This window comes from Bradyrhizobium huanghuaihaiense, assembly GCF_007830635.1.
Lineage (GTDB): Bacteria > Pseudomonadota > Alphaproteobacteria > Rhizobiales > Xanthobacteraceae > Bradyrhizobium > Bradyrhizobium huanghuaihaiense.
This window is the reverse complement of record NZ_VLLA01000003.1, coordinates 448,701-467,396: the sequence shown is the minus strand read 5'-3', so window position 1 is coordinate 467,396 and position 18,696 is coordinate 448,701. Positions and strand designations below refer to the sequence as shown.

The window sequence follows — 18,696 nt, the reverse complement described above, 5'->3', positions numbered from 1 at the left end:
CTACGAGGCCACTGCTTCTGCATTCCCCCAAACAAAAACCCCGGCATCGCTGCCGGGGTTTCGCATTTCGTATTTGTGCCTGAACGGCCGGACTTAGAAGTCCATGCCGCCCATGCCGCCGCCCGGAGGCATCGCCGGACCGGCGCCGCCCTTCTTGGGCAGCTCGGCGACCATGGCTTCCGTGGTGATCAGGAGCGCGGCAACCGAGGCAGCGTTCTGGATCGCGGTGCGGACCACCTTGGTCGGGTCGATGATGCCCTTCTTGACGAGGTCGGCATATTCGCCGGTCTGGGAGTCGAAGCCGTAATTGTAGGCCTTGTTCTCCAGGATCTTGCCGACGATCACCGAGCCGTCTTCACCGGCGTTGATCGCGATCTGGCGAGCGGGAGCCGACAGCGCCTTGCGCACGATCTCGACGCCGGTCTTCTGGTCGTCGTTCTTGGTGCGCAGGCCCTTGAGCTGCTCGGAGGCACGGAGCAGGGCGACGCCGCCGCCCGGGACGATGCCTTCCTCGACAGCCGCGCGGGTCGCATGCATCGCGTCATCAACGCGATCCTTGCGCTCCTTCACCTCGACCTCGGTCGCGCCGCCGACGCGGATCACCGCGACGCCGCCCGCGAGCTTGGCGAGACGCTCCTGGAGCTTCTCACGGTCGTAGTCCGAGGTGGTCTCCTCGATCTGCGCCTTGATCTGGGCCACGCGCGCCTCGATGTCGGCCTTCTTGCCGGCGCCGTTGACGATCGTGGTGTTCTCCTTGTCGATCATCACCTTCTTGGCGCGACCGAGCATGTTGAGCGTGACGTTCTCGAGCTTGATGCCAAGATCTTCCGAGATCGCCTGGCCGCCGGTCAGGATCGCGATGTCCTGCAGCATGGCCTTGCGGCGATCGCCGAAGCCCGGAGCCTTGACGGCCGCGACCTTCAGGCCGCCGCGGAGGCGGTTCACGACCAGGGTCGCGAGCGCTTCACCCTCGACGTCCTCGGCGACGATGACCAGCGGCTTGCCGGTCTGCACCACGGCCTCGAGCAGCGGCAGCAGCTCGTTCAGCGAGGAGAGCTTCTTCTCGTTGATGAGGATGTAGGCGTCGTCCATCTCAACGCGCATCTTGTCGGCGTTGGTGACGAAGTAGGGCGAGATGTAGCCGCGGTCGAACTGCATGCCCTCGACGACGTCGAGTTCGGTCTCGAGCGACTTGGCTTCCTCGACGGTGATGACACCCTCGTTGCCGACCTTCTTCATGGCGTCGGAGAGGAACTTGCCGATCTCCTGGTCGCCGTTGGCCGAGATGGTGCCGACCTGGGCGATCTCCTCGTTCGAGGTGACCTTCTTGGAGTTCTTCTGGAGGTCCGCAACGACGGCCTCGACAGCGAGGTCGATACCGCGCTTGAGGTCCATCGGGTTCATGCCGGCGGCGACCGACTTGGCGCCTTCCTTCACGATCGCCTGGGCGAGCACGGTGGCGGTGGTGGTGCCGTCGCCGGCCGCGTCAGCGGACTTGGAGGCGACTTCGCGCACCATCTGGGCGCCCATGTTCTCGAACTTGTCGTCGAGCTCGATCTCCTTGGCGACGGTGACGCCGTCCTTGGTGATGCGGGGAGCGCCGAACGACTTGTCGAGCACGACGTTGCGGCCTTTCGGACCGAGCGTGACCTTCACCGCGTTGGCGAGAACGTCGACGCCGCGCAGCATCTTGTCGCGCGCTTCAACCGAGAATTTGACTTCTTTGGCTGCCATCTGGAATTTTCCTTAGGTATGTTTGACTGGAGGGAGAGAGGGGCTCTTAGGCCGCCTTCTTCTTGGAAGCGGGGACGTCGAGGACGCCCATGATGTCGCTTTCCTTCATGATCAGGAGATCGACGCCGTCGATCTTGACCTCGGTGCCGGACCACTTGCCGAACAGCACGCGGTCGCCGACCTTGAGGTCGATCGGGATCAGCTTGCCGGCTTCGTCGCGGCCACCCGGGCCAACGGCGACGACTTCACCCTGGGAGGGCTTTTCCTTGGCAGTGTCGGGAATGATGATGCCGCCAGCGGTCTTCTCTTCTGCGTCGATGCGCTTGACCACGACGCGGTCGTGAAGCGGACGGAATTTCATGCAGTCCTCCTAAGTAGTTGCACGATATGGGAATTTTTTGGCATTAGCAGTCTGTGCCCGCGAGTGCTAGCACAGGCGAGGTTGAAATAGGACAGGAATTTTGCGGGGGCAAGGGCTTCTAGCAGAAAAATCGGCACCCGGAAGCGTGGACTGCCAGATTCTCTTTTCCATCGTTAACCAGCCTCGGAGGCCTCTTCGAGGCTCCATGGGAGACCGTATTAGCACGGAGTCCTGTCTGCTGCTAACGCATTGAATTTCAACAGCTTGTTAAACTTTTGAGCTTGAGATGGGTTGTCAGTTTGCGTCACATTTCTCTCATGTGAGCGCATCTCCATCGGGTGGCTCGTACGCGTACCCGGAAAGCCGCCCCCTGAATGCGCTCCTGCAAAGGAGGTTGGCATGGGATTGCGGGTTGGGGGCGTTTCCGAGGACTTCCGGAAACAGATGCTGGGCTACGGGCTGACGACGGCACAAATTCTCTACCGGATGCCGGATCATCCCTCGCTGCTCCAGACCTATGTCTGGCAGAACTACGACATGTTTCCGAAATTTCCGGCGCTGACCGACTTCCTGGCCTTCTGGCAGGAAAAGCTCGACGGTCCGCTGTTCTCGGTGACCGTCGCGCATTCCAAGCTGATCAAGCCCGCCGAGTTGCGCGCCGTCGACGGCGTGTTCCGGCTGCATTGAGCAGAGCACCGGTCTCGTAGCGAGCGCCGGTCTCGTAGGGTGGGCAAAGGCGCGTTAGCGCCGTGCCCACCATCTCTCCGCGACCACATCTGAAAATGGTGGGCACGCTTCCGCCTTCGCTCTTCGAGCTACGGCGGACAAGTCGCTTTGCCCACCCTACGATATCTACGTTGGAGCGCGGCTACGCGAAGCCTACGAACACGCGATCAGACGTCGCTGCTGCAATAGCGCTTCCACATCGCGCGATAGGCCTCGTCCACCGCTTGCGCGTAGGCGACCGGGTTGCAGGCGGCCGCAGCCCGGACCTGTCCGGGCAGTTCGCCGCGCAACTTGTCGAGATCGCCGATCTCAGCCGCACGGCTCACCGCGATGTCGACATAGGCCTCCTCGCTGTCCGTCACCCAGTCCGGCAAGCCGAGCGCGGTGAGAATGGAGCCGGCGGCACGGCTGGGCAGACTGTTCCCGAGCTTCGCCACCACGGGCACGCCCATCTGCAAGGCTTCCAACGTGCTGACGCCGCCATTCTGCGGGAACGGGTCGAGGGCGATATCGACGCGATTGAACGCCGCCAGATGATCGACCCGCAAGGTGGTGCCGAGCAGTTCGACGCGTTCGGCCGGAACGCCGCAAGCTGCAAGCCGTGCCAGCAGATTGTCGCGGACCAGTTGATCGTCCAGCGCAACATCCTTGATCAGCAGTCGTGATCCGGGCACCCGCTCGAGAATCCTTGACCAGGCCTGCGCGGCCTGGTCCGAAATCTTGCTGATGCGGTTGAACACACCGAATGTGATGAAGCCGTTCGAGATCGCCGGTGTTGACGCCCCCGCAAGCTCCATTGGCAGCGGCTCCAGTGTCACGAAGCACGGCAGGTCGACGATGGTTTCCGCAAACAGATGCCGGACCGCGGCAGGAATCGCGACCGGGTCCGAGAACAGATAATCGATCGTCGGCAGCCCGGTGCCGGTGCCGTGCCCCCAGCCATGGGCCTGGATCGGCGCCGGCTTGCGCGCAAACACGCTGAGGCGGTTTCCTTTGGTGTGGCCGGACAGATCGATCAGGATATCGACGCCATCGGCGCGGATCTGATCGGCGAGGCGATCGTCGCTCCATTGCGAGGCGTCGCGCCAGCGATCGGCGATCTTTTGAAATTCGGCGGTGGCCGGATCCACTTTCGACGAACAAGAGTAGCACACGACCTCGAACTGTGCCCGGTCGTGGTATTGCAGGACCGGCTTGAATATGAACGCGGCCGAATGCGCGTTGAAGTCCGACGAGACGTAGCCGAGCACCAGAGGGCGATCCGGATCGCGGCTGTTGTCGTATGGTCCCGCCACTTCTGAAGCGAACGTCGTGCCGATCCGCTCCCACCAGAGCTGCCGCGCTTGCTGATGCTGCTCAACGCTGGCATCCGCCACGAAATCGAGCGTGAATATCTTGTTGGAGATCGCGCCCGGGAAGCTAGGCTCGATCTCGAGCGCTCTGTCGTAACTGGCCAGAGCTTCGTCGACCCGCCCAAGTGTGGAGAGACAAACGCCCTGGACCAGGTGAGCTTGAGCGGCATCGGGATCGAGCGCGATGGCTTTCTCGCTATCGTGCAATGCTTCGGCGATTTGCTGGATCTGCAGCCAGACATTGGCGCGCCCGAGCCACCCGTTCATCTCGTCGGGCGCCAGGGCGATCGCCTGATTGCAATCCGCCATGGCGTCGTCAAATTGCAGAAGCTCCTGCAATGCGATGGCGCGGTTCGCCAGTGCCGAGGCATAGTCGGGCTTGATCGACAGCGCGCGGTTCAGGCTTGCGATGGCCTCGTCATAATTGCGCAGACGGCAGAGCACCCAACCCCGGCCGTTGTGGGCTTCGGCAAGATTTGCGTCGATTGCGAGCGCCTTGTCGTAGCACTCGAGCGCTTGCTGAAGATCGACGGTCACGCTCGCGTTGCCGAGATTGGACAGGGCTAAGGCGTAGTTGGGGCGCAAGGCGAGGGCCCTTCGATAGCTCTCGCGGGCCTCATCGTGACGTCGCAGCTTGTTCAGCGCGACGCCTCGGCTCATGTGAGCGTCGGCAGATTTCGGATCCACGGCAACCGCCCGGCTCAGCAGGGTTTCGGCTTCCTGATAGTTCTTGGCATCAGACTCCAAACTGCCGAGCATATGCAGCGCAATGAACTGGTTGGGCTCGAGCTGCAGGACCTGGCGATAGCCATTCCGGGCTTCGGGGAGAAGCCCTTGCTTGTGCAACTGGAGGGCCAGCCCGAGCAATGGCAGTACTTCGGCCTGCTGCCGCTTCCGAAGCCGGGCATTGTGGAATGCACGCTGACCTACGCTGTTGCTCATGAATCAATCCCCCAGAATCTCCCGGCGAGACTAAATCGGCGCGGGAACGAATACGAGACGACTGCCGTTCGCCGCGACAGCTTCGGACAAGCTACGAGCGATCGGGTCATGTCGTTCGCTGATCCAGCCCCGCAATTGCTGCCCGGTCCAGGACTGGCTAATCTGCCTTCGGGTTGCACCCGTCCGGCGGGCGCGGCTCTGATCAGGGAGGCAGACAATGGCCAGGCAAAAGGCATCAAGACCCGCATCGAAGACTGCGGTGAAGAAGCGGAGCGGCGCCAAGGCCGCGGCGCGGTCCTCGGCACGCAAGGCGGTCAAGGCAAAGGCGCGCACGGCGGCACCGAAGAAGCCCGCACGCCGGAGGCAGCGCATCGCGATCAGCCATCACCGCGAAGAGGACTTCAAGGCCGACGGCCTGCGCGCCTACGCAAAATACCGCGACCTCGGCATTGCCGATGCGACCCATGGCCTGGCGCAGGCGCATGTGATCCGGCTGCAAGGCCCCTGCGATCCGGCGGAGGTCTCGAAGCTGCATTTCCACGACGTCGAGTTCCAGATGGTCTACGTGCTCAAGGGCTGGGTGAAGACCTACATGGACGGGCAGGGCGAGACCTTGATGAAGGAAGGCAGCGCCTGGACCCAGCCGCCGAAGATCAAGCACATGATCCTGGATTATTCGGACGACGTCGAGCTGCTGGAGGTGATCCTGCCGGCGGAATTCAAGACGGTGGAGTTGAAGGCGTAGGCTCTCTCCGTCGTCATTGCGAGCGCAGCGAAGCAATCCAGACTGTCTCCGCGGACAGATTCTGGATTGCTTCGCTTCGCTCGCAATGACAGCTCGTAGCCCGGATGGAGCGCAGCGAAATCCGGGACACTCTCTCCGCAGCGACGCTGTCCCGGATTTCGCTGCGCTCATCCGGGCTACGGAGCCGTTGCTACGCCAACACCCCCACCACCGCTCCAATCAAGCACGTTGTCAGCGTCCCCGACACGATCGACTTCAGCCCGAGCGCGTTGATCTCCTCGCGCCGCTCCGGCGCCATCACTCCCAGGCCACCGATCATGATGCCGAGGCTGGCGAAGTTTGCGAAGCCGCACATCGCGTAAAGCATGATCAGGCGCGAGCGCGGATCGAGCGTGTCGGGCGGCAGCTTCGAGAAGTCGACATAGGCGATCAGCTCGTTGAGCACGGTCTTGGTGCCCATCAGGCTGCCGGCCGTCACCGCCTGGTCCCACGGCAATCCCATCAGCCAGCACACCGGCGCCATCACGAGGCCCAGCAGGCGCTGCAGCGAGATCGCGGCGCCGCCGATGTTTGGCAACAGGCCGAGGATGGCGTTGACGAGATAGACCAGCGCCACCAGCACCAAGAGCATGGCGACGATGTTGAGCAGCAGCTCGAGCCCTGCGCTCGTGCCTTTCACGATCGCGTCCATCGTGCTGGCGACGTCCATCTCGGGATCCTCCAGCGCGCCGCCGGTGCGCTTGTCCGAGGTCTCGGGCACCATGATCAGGCTGACGAGGATCGCGGCCGGCGCGCCCAGCACGGATGCGATCACGAAATGCGCGGCCGCGTCGGGGATGAGCGGCGCCAGCAGCGTCGCATAGAGCACCAGCACGGTGCCGGCGATGCCGGCCATGCCGCCGGTCATGACCAGAAACAATTCGCTGCGGGTCATCTGCGCCAGATACGGCCGCACGAACAGCGGCGCCTCGACCATGCCGAGGAAGATGTTGGCGGCGGTCGAGAGCCCGACCGCGCCGCCGACGCCGAGCGTGCGCCGCAGCAGCCAGGCCATGCCGCGCACGATCGGCGGCAGCACGCGCCAATAGAACAGCAGCGTCGTCAGCACGCTCATGACCAGCACGATCGGCAGCGCCTGGAACGCCAGGATGAAGTCGGCGCCGGGCACCTTCAGGTCGAAGGGCAGGGTGCCGCCGCCGACATAGCCGAACACGAAGGCGGAGCCGGCGCGCGAGGCCGCCGAGATCGCGCCGACCGCGTCGTTGATGGTGCCGAAGGCATGGGCGACGACCGGCAGTTTCAGCAGCACGACCGCGGTGACGAAGGTCGCGGCGAGGCCGATCGCCGCCTGGCGCAGCGAGACCGCGCGGCGATTCTCCGCGAGCGCGAAGGCGATCAGCAGCAATGCGAAAATGCCGAGTGCCGATTGCAGGCGAAGCATGATGTCCCCAAAACCCCCAATGATTATGGCCGCGCGTGCGTTGCAAAGGCAATGCCGACCGGCCCCGGAAGTGTCCGTTGTTGACAAGCGGACCCGTCTCAGCCACGCGGGAAGCCTATCAGATCAGGGGGCGGACAGTCCGAGGTGACCGAAGCGGCGATGCCAGAGCAGCCAATATCCCGTAATCCGCCGGTCAGCGCCGGCGCGCTCCTCGCTCACCGCGCCTTCCTGTACTTCCTGCTCTCGCGCAGCCTGTCGCGCTTTTCGAGCCAGATCGCGGCGGTCGCGATCGGCTGGCAGATCTACGATCTCACCGGCTCGGCCTTCGACCTCGGCATGGTCGGGCTCGTGCAGTTCCTGCCCACCGCGCTCCTGGTGTTCGTCGCCGGCCACGCCGCCGACCGTTTCGAGCGCAAGCGCGTGGTCCAGCTCTGCCAGCTCGTGGAAGCCGCGACCGCGCTCTATCTCGCGACCATCACCTATCTCGGCGCGGTCAGCGAGGTGCAGATCTTCATCGCGACTTTCGTGCTCGGCATTGCCGGCGCCTTCGAGAGCCCGACGACCGCGGCGCTGCTGCCGCTGATCGCGCCGCAGGGATCGCTGCAGCGCGCCACCGCGGTCGCGAGCGGTGCGGGCCAGGTCGCGACCATCACCGGTCCCGCGCTCGGCGGTTTCGCCTACGCGATCGCGCCGCATCTCGCCTACGCCGTGATGCTGCTGTTCTGGATTCTTGGGATGATCCTGACCGGCTTCATCCGGCCGCGGCCGCAGGCCGTCGCCAAGGACATGGACGAGGCGGACAACATCTTTGCCGGGGTCCGTTTCATCCGCAGCAATCCCGCGATTCTCGGCACCATCTCGCTCGACCTGTTCGCCGTGCTGTTCGGCGGCGTCACAGCGCTGCTGCCGATCTATGCCCGCGACATCCTTCAGACCGGCCCGGTGGGCCTCGGCGTGCTTCGCGCGGCGCCTGCGGTCGGCGCGCTGCTGATGACCATGGTGCTGGCGCGCCACGCCATCTCCAAGCATGTGGGCCTGCGCATGTTCCAGGCCGTGATCGTGTTCGGCATCGCCACGATCGTGTTCGCACTGTCCCCCTGGATGTGGCTGTCGGTGCTGTCGCTCGCGATCCTCGGCGCAGCCGACACGATCAGCGTCGTGATCCGCTTCTCGCTGGTGCAGCTGTCGACGCCCGACGAGATGCGCGGCCGGGTCGGCGCGGTCAATTTCCTCTTCATCAACGCCTCGAACCAGCTCGGCCAGTTCGAGAGCGGCCTCACGGCCGCCCTGTTCGGCACCATGCCCGCCGCCGTGCTCGGCGGCGTCTGCACGGTCGCAGTGGCGCTGCTCTGGATGAAGCTGTTCCCGAGCCTGCGGAAGGTGGAGAGCCTGGAATAGGGGAAGGTCTGGTGTCCCGGACGCGGCGCAGCGCACAAGCGGTGCGCCGCTGAGCCGGGACCCATGTTGCCGCGAGTGATGTCGGCGAGAGATTGGGCCCCGGCTCTGCAGCGCGTCATTTCATGCCGCGCAGCGTCCGGGGCACACGATCGGCTAGCCCCGCCCGACGAACGGCATCTTCGTGGCCATCACCGTCATGGTCAGCACGTTGGCATCGAGCGGCAGGTCGGCCATGTAGGCGACGGCATCGCCGACCGCCTTGGCGTCCATGCGCGGCTCGTGCTTGGTGGTGCCGTCGGGCTGCAGCACGCCGGGGCCGTTGACCATGCGGTCGGTCATCGGGGTCGCGGCGTTGCCGATGTCGACCTGGCCGACCGCGATGTCATACATGCGGCCATCGAGGTTGCTGGCCTTGGTGAGGCCGGTGATGGCGTGCTTGGTCGAGGTGTAGGCCGCCGAGAACGGCCGCGGCGCATGCGCCGAGATCGAGCCGTTGTTGATGATGCGGCCGCCGCGCGGGGTCTGGTCCTTCATGATGCGGAAGGCGTGCTGGGTGCACAGGAACGGACCCGTCAGGTTGGTGTTCACCACTGCCTGCCACTGCTCGAGGCTGAGGTCCTCGAAGTTCACGGCGGGCGCGCCCATGCCGGCATTGTTGAACAGCACGTCGAGGCGGCCATAGGTCGCCTTCACCTTGTCGAACAGCGCGGCGATCGAGTCCGGCTTGGTCATGTCGGCGGTGACGCACAGGCTCTTGCCCGCGGGACCGAGCTTTGCGGTCTCCTCGAGCATGTCGAGCCGGCGGCCTGCGAGCACCACGGTGAAGCCGGCGTTCATCAGCGCCAGCGACGCCGCGCGCCCGACACCGGTGCCGGCGCCCGTCACCACTGCGATCTTTTTCGCTTCACTCATCGTTTCCTGCCTTTTCTCTTAAGCTGTCAGGTTTTGGGTTCTTTTTCGTTCTTGTAGGGCGGGCGCGGGATGTTCTGGTGCGCGGCGCGTAATGCCGCCGACCAGCGCGAGCGCAGATCGTGGAAATAGGGCTCGCCCGCCTCGATGCGGTGGTTGAGATCGGCCTCGCAGGCGTCCGTGCGCACCACCAGCACGTCGATCGGCAGGCCGACGCCGAGATTGGACCGCATGGTCGAGTCCATCGAGATCAGGCCGGTCTTCAGCGCCTCGTAGAGCTCGACGTCGTAATGCATGGCGCGGTCGAGCACCGGCTTGCCGTATTTGTGCTCGCCGATCTGAAGGTAGGGCGTGTCGGTGGTGCACTCGATGAAATTGCCGGCGGTGTAGACCATGAACAGGCGCATGCGCGCGCCCTTGATCTGGCCGCCGAACAGGAAGGAGACGTCGAAGGAGACGTCCTCGGACTTCAGCGCCGGGCCCTCGGTCGCATGCACCGCCCGGATCGCCCGGCCGATGCGCTGGGCGGCCTGGAACATGGTCGGCGCGTTCATCAGCGTCTCGACCTCGCCCGTGTTCGGGTCCTCCAGGCCTTCGGTCAGGGTCGAGAGCACCGACTGGCTGATGGCGAGGTTGCCGGCGCTGGCGATCGCCATGATGCGGTCGCCGGGCTTGGAGAAGATATGCAGCTTGCGGAAGGTCGAAACGTTGTCGAGGCCGGCATTGGTGCGGGTATCGGCGATCATCACCAGACCGTCCCGAACCAGGATTCCGCAACAATAGGTCATTTCCAGTCCCCGAACGCGTTTGCGCGGAATTACTAGCGAATTTCGCCGGCCGCTCCAACCCCCGATTCCCGCGGGGGGAGGCTGTCATTCCCGGGCGCGCGCCCCGGAATGACGGGAGGAAACGGCTTGGCTCTCCGCGCCGACCTCAATCCGCGCTATCGACCAAAAATGCCTCATCGACGGGGACGCCGAGGCCCGTGACCAGCCGGTTCGTTTCCGCCGCCATGCCGACGATGGCGAGAAGCTCGCCATATTCGGCGGCGGTCATGCCCTTGGCCCGGGCGGCAGCGGTGTGGGAGTGGATGCAATAGCTACAGCCATGCGCGATCGAGACCGCGACATAGAGCATTTCCTTGACCTTGGGATCGAGCGCGCCCGGAGCCATCACCTCCTTGATGCTCTCCCAGGTCCGCCGCAGCGTCTTCGGATCATGCGCCAGCGCGCGCCAGAAATTGTTGACGAAATCCGACTGCCGCACCTTGCGGATGTCGTCGAAAACGGCGCGCGCCTCGGTGGAGAGTTCATCGTCCGAAAGCAGTTTTACAGTCGCCATGAGGGCCTCGCGGGATCAGGTCTGATCCCGCGAGTGTAGCACGGCTCATGCGGTCAGGCGGCAGGCTCGGCCGAACGGCGCAAGGCTAGCTTGCCGACGTCGACATATTGCCTCTGCTGCGCGTGAGCGTGCTGCGCGCCGACGTGAAGGTCGCGCAGGCGCCGCTGCAGCGGCGAGCTGTCGTAGACCGCGCTGCTTCCGGCCAGCGCGAAGGAGGCATCCGCGATGCCGACGCAGGTCGTCGCGAGCCAGACCGCGGATCGGGCCCCCTCGATCATGAGGTCTTCGTCGTTCAACGTGCCGGCCTGCGCGCGGCGCCAGTGGCTGGCAACCTGGACCTCGTGAAACGCCTGCGCAGCCCTGAGGTCGGCGCAAATCCGGCCGAGGCAGAACTGGAAGGTCTCGGACTCCCGCATCGGCACGGCCGCATACAATTGCTGCCGCCCGGTATGGGCCAGCGCGAGCAGGTCATCGACCGCGCCCTCGGCGAGGCCGACCGAGAATGCGCCGTGAAACAATGGCAGCCATTGCCGGAGCGCCTGATAGAGCGGACCCGCCATGCGAGGCGGAGCTTCGAGGTCGAAGAGATGCACGTCCGGAACCAGCCTCTCCCGCAGCACGATGTGATGGCTGCCGGTGCCCTCGAGCCCCGCCGCGTACCAGGTGTCCTCGATCTCCCAGTCGTGCGCCGGCAGCACAACGACGCGAATCTGCGGCTTGCCCTGCGGCCCGGGGACCGGTTTGCCATTCTCGGTGACGATGCAGAACCCGCCGATCCATTGGGCATGCGTGCAAGAGCTGGCGAACGGCCAGCGGCCCTTGACGCGGTAGCCGTCCGCCACACGCTCTGCCGTTCCGCCCGGTTGGGATGAGCCGCAGATCGCCACGTCCGGTCCGTCCTGATAGATTCGCTGATACAGGTCGGGATGAGACGCGGCGGCGAACAGGCTGCCGACTGCGCCGACAATCGAGACCCAGCCGACCGAGCCGTCGAGACGGGTCAGTGCCTTGATGACCTCGAGGCCATCGGGAAAATCGAGCTCCAGCCCGCCATGGCTCCGCGGAACGAACATCCGGAAGACTCCGATCGACCTCAGCCGCTCCACCAAGTCGGGCGGGATGCGGCGCGCAGCTTCGATCTCGGCGGCGCGTGCCATGATCTCGGGTGCCAATTCCCGAATGCCCACAAGCATGGCTTTGTGGGGATCGCGCAGTGCGAAATGATCGCTGAGTCTTTCTTGAAGCCGCATCTGTCTCAACCTCTGTTGCGGGAACGGATCGCAACAAGAATTGGACGGACCGCGCTACGGCGCGGTTTCAGCGCGGCAGTCCTCGGTTACGGCTGTAACGCTGCTAGCTCTGCCGCTGGGACTGCGACTGCGATTGCCCGCCGCGGCCGGCTTGCTCGACCTTGACCGCGACCGTCAGCGTCTCCGCGCCGCCGCCATAGCGGGTGCCGCGCACGGGGGCGGCGCCGAGATAGTCGAGGCCGATCGCGACGCGGACATGGGCATCGGTGGTGCAGATGCAGTTGGCGGGATCGAAGCCGACCCAGCCGAGATCGGGGACATACGCCTCCGCCCAGGCATGCCCGGCATCCTGGTGCACCGTGCCGTCGGAGCGCAAAAAGTGGCCGGAGACGAAGCGCGCCGGCACGCCGCCGGTGCGGGCGCAGGCGATGAAGATGTGTGCGTAGTCCTGGCAGACGCCGCGCTTGAGCGTGAACGCCTCGGCCGCCGAGGTGCCGCTGTTGGTCGGGTCCTCGTCGAAGGTCATGTGGTCGCTGATCTCGCTCATCAGCGTGTGCAGGAAGCCGAGCGTGTCGCTCTCGGACTCGCTGCGCAGCTGCCTTGCGACCGCGGCCATTGCCGGATTGACCGTGGTGAGATCGGTAGGACGCAAGAACATGCCGGCCGGAAAGCGCTCGTCGGCGCCACGCAACACGCCGCCGGTGTCGTGGGTCTCGATCAGCCCCTCGGCGGAGATCCTGATGTCGCCGACGGGGCCGCAGGACAGCACATGGGTGACATTGCCGAAGGCGTCCTCATGCATGTCGAGCTTGGTGTCCGTGGAAACATCGATCTGCCACTCCGCCACATATTGTCCGTCATGGCTGCACGGCGTCATGCGCAGGATCTGGATCACGCTGGTGGCCGCCGGCTCGTAGCGATAGGTCGTGGTGTGCTGGATTCGCAGGCGCATGGTGTTTTGATTCCGTCATTCCGGGGCGGTCCGCAGGACCGAACCCGGAATCTCGAGATTCCGGGTTCGCGCTGCGCGCCCCGGAATGACGAAGGCTGAGGTAGGTCCCTGTTCGACTAGATCAAATACTGCTTCGTGATGATTTCGCCCAGCCTGGAATTGTCCGCGATGAATTCCTGAATGAATTCATGCACGCCATGCTGGAAAATGTCGTTCATATTGCTGTGTTCCAGCCGGTTGCGGATGCCGCGGGCGTGGCGCTGGGCCGGGCCCTGGCGGCCATAGGCGACGCCGATCTGGTCGAGGTTGCGCACGAGGTTGCCGTAGCAGCTCGCCAGCGAGCGCGGCAGCGTGTCGTTGAGGATCAGGAGATCCGCGATCAGCCACGGCTTCAGCGTCTCGCGATAGACCCAGTGATAGGCCGTCAGCGCCGAGACCGAGCGCAGGATCGAGCTCCATTGATAGAAGTCGAGCGGGCCGCCGACATGCTCTTCCTCGGGCAACAGCACATGGTACTTCACGTCGAGGATGCGCGCGGTGTTGTCGGCGCGCTCGAGGTGCACGCCCATGCGCGAGAACCAGTAGGCGTCGTTGCGCAGCATGGTCCGGTAGGCCGAGCCGTCGAAGCGCAGCGAGGTCTCCTGCACGAAGCGCAGGAATTTGGCGAGGTCCTCGCGCGTCGAGGTGCCCTTGCTCCAGACCGCCTGAAGCTCGATCCAGGCCGAGTTGATGGTGTCCCACATCTCGCTGGTCAGCGCGGTGCGCACCGAGCGCGAGTTCAGCCGCGCCGCCTCGATGCAGTTCCGGATCGAGGAGGGGTTGTTCGCCGAGAACGAGAGGTACTCGACGACGTTGTGCTCGTTGGCTTCCTCATAAGCCTGATAGAAGCTGGCGGCGACGCCGGCGGTCAGCAGCGCCGAGTCCCATTCATTGGTCTTGCCGATATAGGCGGCGGGAAGCGCGGTGACACGCAGCGTCGCATCGATGGTGCGTGCGAGATATTCGGCCCGTTCGACGTAGCGGGCGAGCCAGTAGAGGTTTTCGGCGGTACGCGACAGCATTCTCTCTACTCGTCCAAAATCCAGGTGTCTTTGGTGCCGCCGCCCTGGCTCGAATTGACCACCAGGGAGCCTTCCTTCAGTGCGACGCGGGTGAGCCCGCCCGGCACGATCGTCGTGCTCTTGCTGCCGGTGAGCACGAAGGGGCGAAGGTCGACGTGGCGCGGCGCAAGGCCGGAGGCCGTGCAGGTCGGGCAGGTCGACAGCGCCAGCGTGGGTTGGGCGATGAAACCTTCCGGCTCGCGCTTCAGCTTCTCGCGGAAGGCCTCGATCGTCGCCTTGGTCGCGGCGGGGCCGATCAGCATGCCGTAGCCGCCGGAGCCGTGCACTTCCTTGACGACGAGCTCGCCGAGGTTATCCAGCACATAGGCGAGGTCCTTCGGCTCGCGGCAGCGCCAGGTCGGCACGTTCTTCAGGATCGGCTCCTCGCCAAGATAGAATTTCACGATGTCAGGCATGTAGGAGTAGATCGCCTTGTCATCGGCGATGCCGGTGCCGACGGCATTGGCGAGCGTGATGTTGCCGGCCGCATAGGCCGACATCAGCCCGGGCACGCCGAGCACGGAATCGGGTCGGAAGGTGAGCGGATCGAGGAAGTCGTCGTCGACGCGGCGATAGATCACGTCGACCCGCTTCACGCCCTCGGTCGTCCGCATGAACACTTCGTTGTTCTTGACGATGAGGTCGCGGCCCTCGACCAGCTCGATGCCGAGCTTGTCGGCCAGGAACGAGTGCTCGTAATAGGCGGAGTTGTAGACGCCCGGCGTGAGCAGGGCGACCGTCGGCTCGCCCGAGGCGCTTTGCGGCGCGACCGAGCGCAAGGCCGCGAGCAGCTCGTCCGGATAGCGCTCGACCGGTGCCACCCGGTGACGGGCGAACAGGTCCGGAAACAGCCGCATCATGATCTCGCGGTTTTCCAGCATGTAGGACACGCCCGAGGGCGTGCGCGCATTGTCCTCCAGCACGATGAAGTCCTCGGCATCGACCCGGACGATGTCGATGCCGGCGATGTGCACGTAGACGTCGTGCGGCACCTGCTGGCCGTTCATCTCGGGGCGGAAGACCGGGTTCTGGAAGATCAGGTCGTCGGGCACGATTTCGGCGCGGAGGATGTCGCGGCCGTGATAGATGTCGCGCAGGAACAGGTTGAGTGCGCGCACGCGCTGCTTCAGACCCTTCTCCAGCAGTGCCCATTCCTTGCCGGACATGATCCTGGGGATCACGTCGAACGGGATCAGACGCTCGGTGGATTCGGAATCGCCATAGACTGCAAAGGTGATGCCGATCCGCCGAAACAGGAGCTCGGCTTCCTGGCGGCGATATTCGAGCGCCTCGGGAGGCGTCTCCTTGAGCCAGCGTGCCAGCTCCTGATAGGCGGGGCGAAGGTCCCCGCCGGGAATGTTCATTTCATCAAACGCGACTGCCATAGATCCCGACTGTTCTCCGTGGCCATGCGTCAACAGTGCATGACTTTCATGTGGTAGCAAGGGCCGGGCCAGCGCGATAAGCATGGACTGGCAGGATTTACCGGGGATGGCCGAGGGCTTGCCTGAAAAAATGGCTGAGGACTGCTTATTTCGGCAGCAAAACCGCGTGACTTCAACGCGTTACCTCGGCAAAGTCGGCGCATTGGTGAGGGACTTAAGGCATGAGCGAGATCGTCACGGCGGGCATTCTGGTCATTGGGGACGAAATCCTGTCCGGCCGGACCAAGGACAAGAATATCGGCTTCATCGCCGAGTACCTGACCAATATCGGCATTGACCTCAAGGAAGTCCGGGTCGTCTCGGACGACGAGCCTGACATCATCGCCGCGTTGGATGCACTGCGGCATCGCTACACTTATGTCTTCACCACCGGCGGCATCGGGCCGACCCATGACGACATCACCGCCGACAGCGTCGCCAAGGCCTTTGGCGTCGGCATCGACCATCATCCCGAGGTGGTCGCCCGCTTCCGCGAGCGCTGGAGCGAGCAGGATCTCAACGAGGCCCGCCTGCGCATGGCCCGCATTCCCGACGGCGCCGAACTGATCCAGAGCGCCACCATCCTCGCCCCGGGCTTCAAGATCGGCAATGTCATCGTGATGGCGGGCGTGCCCTCGATCATGCAGGCGATGATGGACATCGTCTCGCCCAAGCTCAAATCGGGCGTGCGCATGCTGTCCGAATCGGTCCGCGCCAATGCGCGGGAGGGTGACATCGGCAGCCCGCTGCGGGCCATTGCCGCCGCCCATCCCGACACCATCATCGGCAGCTATCCCTTCATGGACGAAGAGCAGAAGCCAAACACCAATCTGGTCGTGCGCTCGCGCGATCCGGAGAAGCTGACGGCCGCGATGGCGGCGGTGAAGGAAATGCTCGCGGGATTGAACATCACTCGCTAGCAGAGAGTTTGCCGGCAGACGAAGCAGGAGACGACAATGGCTGGTGAAGCACCGGAACTGAGCGCGCAGGAGCGGGCAGGCAAAGCCTTTCCGGTTTCGTGGGACCAGTTCCACCGCGATTGCCGGGCGCTGACCTGGCGCCTCAACGAGGTCGGCCCGTTCCACGCGGTGATCGCGATCACCCGCGGCGGCCTGGTGCCGGCCGCGATCGTCGCGCGCGAGCTCGGCGTTCGCGTCATCGATACGGTCTGCATTGCCAGCTACGACCACAACAAGCAGGGTGAGCTTCAGGTGCTCAAGGGCATCTCGGAAGCCGCGATGAAGCTCGGCGGCGGTACCGGCAAGGGCCTCCTGATCGTCGACGACCTCGTCGACACCGGCAAGACCGGCAGGCTGGTCCGCGAGATGCTGCCCGACGCGCATTTCGCCACCGTCTACGCCAAGCCGATGGGTCGCCCGCTGGTCGACACCTTCATCACCGAGGTTTCGCAGGACACCTGGATCTTCTTCCCCTGGGACACCGCGCTGTCGTTCCAGCCGCCGCTGCGCGACGGGGCGGCGTGAGCGCCGCCGTCATTGCGAGGAGCGAAGCGACGAAGCAATCCAGACTGCTGCCGCGGATACATTTCTGGATTGCTTCGCTGCGCTCGCAATGACGGGTGGAGGCAGCTTTGCCCCTGCAAAACCGCGTCACACCCACCGGCGAGATCATCGCGACGCCGCATCGCGGGATGTTCACCGGCAATCGCGGCATCATCCACGATCCCGCGACGAAGACGCTGCTCAGAAAACGTTGGTCGTCGCCGGCCTGGCTCACCTGTACTTGCGAATTCCGCGGCCGTCGCCGCGAAGTGATGGCGCAGCGGAGCTGGACCGAGCTGTTCTTCCTCGACGAGGCCACCGCGCTCGCCGCCGGCCATCGCCCGTGCTTCTACTGCCGCCGCGACGATGCCAATCGCTTCCGTGGCGCATGGGAGAAGGGCAACCGCGTGCATGACGTCCGCATGCACGACATCGATACCGTGCTGCACCACGAACGGCTCGATCACGGCAAGAAGCGGCTGCACGTGTTGCTGGTGCCGCTCGACCAGCTTCCCGACGGCGCGATGGTGCAGCAGGGCGAGGAGAGCTTCCTGGTGATGCAGGGCGGAGTGCTCTTATGGTCGCCGGCGGGTTATACCGCAGTCGAGCGTCAGCTTGGCGAAGTAACGCTGCTGACGCCACCATCGACACTCCGCACGCTGCATGCGGGTTATCGACCGGTCATGCATCCGACCGCGTTGCCCTAGGGCATGTACTCATAAGGGCACCGATGTCAGCTTCTGGCGGCCAAGCGGAGTTCTTACGATCAGTCAGAGCATTACCGCTAATGACCTAAAGCGGATCAAGGCTTGGGGAATGTTCACGACAGCCGAACCCGTTCGAGCTGAACTAGGCACGGACGCGGAGCGTAACGGCCTTCGTGGTGACCCCTTAGCCAGTGTTCCTGACGGCCTCAGCCAGAATGGCGTAAAGCTGCTGCTTGCTGAATTCCCTAGGCTGCTGCCTCTCTGCTGTGCTCCGCGACACTTTCTTTGCCACTGGACGCGTGGAGGCGGCCGACGACGTCGTCCTTGGCTTCGGGTTCGGCCTTATCTTGGGTCTTGCTGTTGGCGGCTTGTGGCCACGCTTCAGGCTCAAACGGGTTAGCATGCCGCAGACCGCGTTACGGCTACACCCGAGACGGCGCGCAATCTGTGCCGCGCTCTGTCCTGCGGTCCAGAGCCTTTTGAGCAGTGCTATGTCTTTCGCACCCCAGTCCATGGGAGATATTATAGCGCTGACTGCCAGACACCGGCTAGTCTAGTCTTCGTCCGGCTCGCGTACGACTGCCGGTTCGTCGGCGTCATCCTCCTCTTCGTCGTCCTCTTCGTTCTCCTCGTCTTCATCAGGATCTCGGGGCGGCATCACGGCGCCCATGGGCACGAGCGGTCTCCAGTCGGTCGCTGTGGTGAAAAATGATTCGTAGGCGTGTTGCTTCATGTTGTTTTTACTCCTCGAAAAGCATGCGCGATCGGCTGGTCGGCGGGCCGCGCGACGCGCCTTTCTCCAGTGAGCCAAT

At 64.4% G+C, this 18,696-nt stretch carries 19 protein-coding genes; 6 read left to right on the top strand and 13 right to left on the bottom strand.

The annotated features are described in order from the left end of the window. Nucleotides 1–93: 93 nt before the first annotated feature. Both groL and IQ16_RS10070 read right to left on the bottom strand, forming a co-directional pair. Nucleotides 94–1,734, bottom strand: a complete 1,641-nt coding sequence (gene groL, locus IQ16_RS10075; protein ID WP_027560140.1) for a chaperonin GroEL — start codon at nt 1,732–1,734, stop codon at nt 94–96. Between the two features lie 46 nt (nt 1,735–1,780). After that, on the bottom strand, nt 1,781–2,095 hold the full coding sequence (locus IQ16_RS10070; RefSeq protein WP_014494241.1) for a co-chaperone GroES: 315 nt from the start codon (nt 2,093–2,095) through the stop codon (nt 1,781–1,783). A 399-nt stretch (nt 2,096–2,494) separates the two neighbouring features. Here IQ16_RS10070 and IQ16_RS10065 point away from each other — a divergent pair, with 399 nt between their 5' ends. Beyond that, nucleotides 2,495–2,782 carry an usg protein gene (locus tag IQ16_RS10065; protein WP_018648592.1) on the top strand — a complete coding sequence of 96 codons (288 nt, stop codon included), beginning with the start codon at nt 2,495–2,497 and terminating at the stop codon, nt 2,780–2,782. Between the two features lie 206 nt (nt 2,783–2,988). On the opposite strand, the gene IQ16_RS10060 is transcribed toward IQ16_RS10065, so the two are convergent. Next, the gene (locus tag IQ16_RS10060) at nt 2,989–5,115 is read right to left on the bottom strand and encodes a tetratricopeptide repeat protein (RefSeq protein ID WP_018648591.1); all 2,127 of its coding nucleotides are present in this window, start codon (nt 5,113–5,115) and stop codon (nt 2,989–2,991) included. 217 nt (nt 5,116–5,332) lie between these two features. Between IQ16_RS10060 and IQ16_RS10055 the strand changes: the two genes are divergently transcribed. After that, nucleotides 5,333–5,860 carry a cupin domain-containing protein gene (locus IQ16_RS10055; RefSeq protein ID WP_018648590.1) on the top strand — a complete coding sequence of 176 codons (528 nt, stop codon included), beginning with the start codon at nt 5,333–5,335 and terminating at the stop codon, nt 5,858–5,860. A 190-nt stretch (nt 5,861–6,050) separates the two neighbouring features. Here IQ16_RS10055 and IQ16_RS10050 read toward each other — a convergent pair whose 3' ends face one another. Beyond that, nucleotides 6,051–7,301 (bottom strand): NupC/NupG family nucleoside CNT transporter, encoded by a 1,251-nt coding sequence (locus IQ16_RS10050; protein ID WP_018648589.1) that lies wholly within the window; start codon nt 7,299–7,301, stop codon nt 6,051–6,053. A gap of 159 nt (nt 7,302–7,460) precedes the next feature. Here IQ16_RS10050 and IQ16_RS10045 point away from each other — a divergent pair, with 159 nt between their 5' ends. Further along, nucleotides 7,461–8,699 carry an MFS transporter gene (locus IQ16_RS10045; protein WP_035668571.1) on the top strand — a complete coding sequence of 413 codons (1,239 nt, stop codon included), beginning with the start codon at nt 7,461–7,463 and terminating at the stop codon, nt 8,697–8,699. 153 nt (nt 8,700–8,852) lie between these two features. Here IQ16_RS10045 and IQ16_RS10040 read toward each other — a convergent pair whose 3' ends face one another. The 7 genes from IQ16_RS10040 to IQ16_RS10010 all read right to left on the bottom strand — a co-directional run bounded on the left by IQ16_RS10040 (nt 8,853) and on the right by IQ16_RS10010 (nt 15,636). Further along, nucleotides 8,853–9,611, bottom strand: a complete 759-nt coding sequence (locus IQ16_RS10040) for an SDR family oxidoreductase (RefSeq protein ID WP_018647003.1) — start codon at nt 9,609–9,611, stop codon at nt 8,853–8,855. 26 nt (nt 9,612–9,637) lie between these two features. Continuing rightward, nucleotides 9,638–10,396 (bottom strand): proteasome-type protease, encoded by a 759-nt coding sequence (locus tag IQ16_RS10035; RefSeq protein WP_018647004.1) that lies wholly within the window; start codon nt 10,394–10,396, stop codon nt 9,638–9,640. A 145-nt stretch (nt 10,397–10,541) separates the two neighbouring features. Continuing rightward, on the bottom strand, nt 10,542–10,949 hold the full coding sequence (locus IQ16_RS10030) for a carboxymuconolactone decarboxylase family protein (protein WP_018647005.1): 408 nt from the start codon (nt 10,947–10,949) through the stop codon (nt 10,542–10,544). A 53-nt stretch (nt 10,950–11,002) separates the two neighbouring features. Then, nucleotides 11,003–12,142, bottom strand: coding sequence for an acyl-CoA dehydrogenase family protein (locus tag IQ16_RS10025; protein WP_244635612.1), 1,140 nt, complete (start codon nt 12,140–12,142; stop codon nt 11,003–11,005). Nucleotides 12,143–12,302: 160 nt separating this feature from the next. Then, nucleotides 12,303–13,151, bottom strand: a complete 849-nt coding sequence (locus IQ16_RS10020; RefSeq protein ID WP_018647007.1) for a transglutaminase family protein — start codon at nt 13,149–13,151, stop codon at nt 12,303–12,305. 116 nt (nt 13,152–13,267) lie between these two features. Next, a complete protein-coding gene (locus IQ16_RS10015; protein WP_018647008.1) occupies nt 13,268–14,212 on the bottom strand; it encodes an alpha-E domain-containing protein in 945 nt (314 codons plus the stop codon). Nucleotides 14,213–14,217: 5 nt separating this feature from the next. Further along, a complete protein-coding gene (locus IQ16_RS10010; RefSeq protein ID WP_018647009.1) occupies nt 14,218–15,636 on the bottom strand; it encodes a circularly permuted type 2 ATP-grasp protein in 1,419 nt (472 codons plus the stop codon). Nucleotides 15,637–15,857: 221 nt separating this feature from the next. On the opposite strand from IQ16_RS10010, the gene IQ16_RS10005 reads away from it, so the two are divergent. The 3 genes from IQ16_RS10005 to IQ16_RS09995 all read left to right on the top strand — a co-directional run bounded on the left by IQ16_RS10005 (nt 15,858) and on the right by IQ16_RS09995 (nt 17,884). Then, on the top strand, nt 15,858–16,595 hold the full coding sequence (locus IQ16_RS10005; protein ID WP_018647010.1) for a competence/damage-inducible protein A: 738 nt from the start codon (nt 15,858–15,860) through the stop codon (nt 16,593–16,595). A gap of 36 nt (nt 16,596–16,631) precedes the next feature. Further along, complete coding sequence (gene gpt, locus IQ16_RS10000; protein ID WP_018647011.1) at nt 16,632–17,159, top strand: xanthine phosphoribosyltransferase; 528 nt, start codon at nt 16,632–16,634, stop codon at nt 17,157–17,159. Between the two features lie 107 nt (nt 17,160–17,266). After that, on the top strand, nt 17,267–17,884 hold the full coding sequence (locus tag IQ16_RS09995; RefSeq protein WP_018647012.1) for a hypothetical protein: 618 nt from the start codon (nt 17,267–17,269) through the stop codon (nt 17,882–17,884). Between the two features lie 184 nt (nt 17,885–18,068). On the opposite strand, the gene IQ16_RS09990 is transcribed toward IQ16_RS09995, so the two are convergent. Next, nucleotides 18,069–18,398 carry a GcrA family cell cycle regulator gene (locus IQ16_RS09990; protein ID WP_018647013.1) on the bottom strand — a complete coding sequence of 110 codons (330 nt, stop codon included), beginning with the start codon at nt 18,396–18,398 and terminating at the stop codon, nt 18,069–18,071. A 39-nt stretch (nt 18,399–18,437) separates the two neighbouring features. Further along, nucleotides 18,438–18,617, bottom strand: a complete 180-nt coding sequence (locus IQ16_RS09985) for a hypothetical protein (RefSeq protein ID WP_018647014.1) — start codon at nt 18,615–18,617, stop codon at nt 18,438–18,440. Between the last annotated feature and the right edge of the window lie 79 nt (nt 18,618–18,696).